Genomic DNA, 1553 nt, shown 5'->3' on the forward strand with positions numbered 1-1553 from the left:
CAAATCCCCCATGGCCTGACGACCATCGCCATAAATGAAAATAGAGTTGCAAACTGTATCCGTTTTTGGGGTAATTAATATGGGCAGATCATAGGTCGAAAGCTTTTTGGTGTATCAATACCGTACACAAATCGGACCAACTGCAACCACGAGAATCGCCGATTGTCACTACGAGTACGAGTACAAAGTATCATTTGTACAAGGTTGCATGATCTCCCTTCAATACCTCAGAAGGAGCTGTTTGTTTTGGATGCGATTTTGGAACGGTGTGCTGGATTGGATATCCACCAGGATAACGTCGTGGCTTGCTTTCTATACGGCTCATTGGATAAGAAGCCGTCGAAAGAAATCGAAACATTTGGAACAACAACCGATGAACTGATTCGCCTGTTGGACTGGCTTCAAGACCGGGAATGTGTCCATGTCGCCATGGAAAGCACAGGCGTCTACTGGAAACCTGTGTGGAATATCCTAGAGGGCACTTGTGAATTGACGTTAGCTAATCCAGAGCGCATCAAGAATATCCCGGGCAAGAAGACCGACTATAACGACGCTGAATGGATTGCCAGATTGCACCGTCACGGGCTAATCCAGCCAAGTTTTGTCCCTCCTGAAGACATTCGTGATTTGCGCGATTTAACACGTTATCGTCGGAAACTCGTTCAGAATGTGACGCAAGAGAAGAATCGGATTCACAAGATCTTGCAGGACGCCAATCTGAAACTGGCCACCTTTATCACCGATATTTTTGGTGTTTCCGGTCGTGCACTTCTTGAATCCATTGTCAATGGTGAAGTGCTCGATGAACATCAGATTCGCAATATGGTGAAGACTCAGTTGAAGCGCAAGGTTCCCGAGCTCATTCAGGCATTGAATGGTCGCTTGCGCGTTCATCACCGCAGAATGATTAAGAGACATCTGGACCATATCGCTTTCCTCGAGCAAGAGATTAAAGAGTTGGAGGATGAAATTGATCAACTGATTGCGCCCTATCGTCTGGAATTGGAATTGTTGGACACCATTCCAGGGATTAGCCTTGATGCAGCGGCGAGCATCTTGGCGGAAGTGGGTCCCGACATGTCACATTTCCCATCCGATGCGCATCTCACTTCGTGGGCTGGGGTTTGCCCGGCCAATCACGAGAGCAACGGTAAAAAAAAACGAAAGAAAAACTACCGAGGAAATAAGGGACTGAAAACCCTCCTTATTCAATGTGGCTGGTCCGCTATAAAAGTGAAAGATTCGCGAATCCCGGCCGTATATTTCAGATTAGTTAAACGTATGGGTAAACAAAAAGCAATTATGGCCGTTGCCCATTTACTATTGCGAATTATCTATGTCGTCTTGCGCGACAAGGTTCCGTATCAAGAGCTGGGTGCAGATTATTTAGGTTCGCGAGAAAGAAATATCGATTATTGGGTCCGTAAAATTCAACAAATGGGTTATGAAGTAGAGCTACGTGAGATAGTCCCAGCATAACTGTAACTTTATGGATATTAATGTTGCTTAGGAAACCTTTTCGGTCCAAGGGACTTTAGCGCTTTAATGTTAAA

General features: G+C 45.4%; 1 protein-coding gene. It reads left to right on the plus strand.

Annotation, left to right across the window (positions count from 1 at the left end; genetic code table 11):
- The first annotated feature begins 246 nt into the window (after positions 1-246).
- Complete coding sequence (locus tag KQI79_RS27265) at positions 247-1479, plus strand: IS110 family RNA-guided transposase (RefSeq protein ID WP_216541465.1); 1233 nt, start codon at positions 247-249, stop codon at positions 1477-1479.
- Positions 1480-1553 lie beyond the last annotated feature (74 nt).

It is taken from the genome of Paenibacillus sp. MSJ-34 (assembly GCF_018918005.1).
Classification (GTDB): domain Bacteria; phylum Bacillota; class Bacilli; order Paenibacillales; family Paenibacillaceae; genus MSJ-34.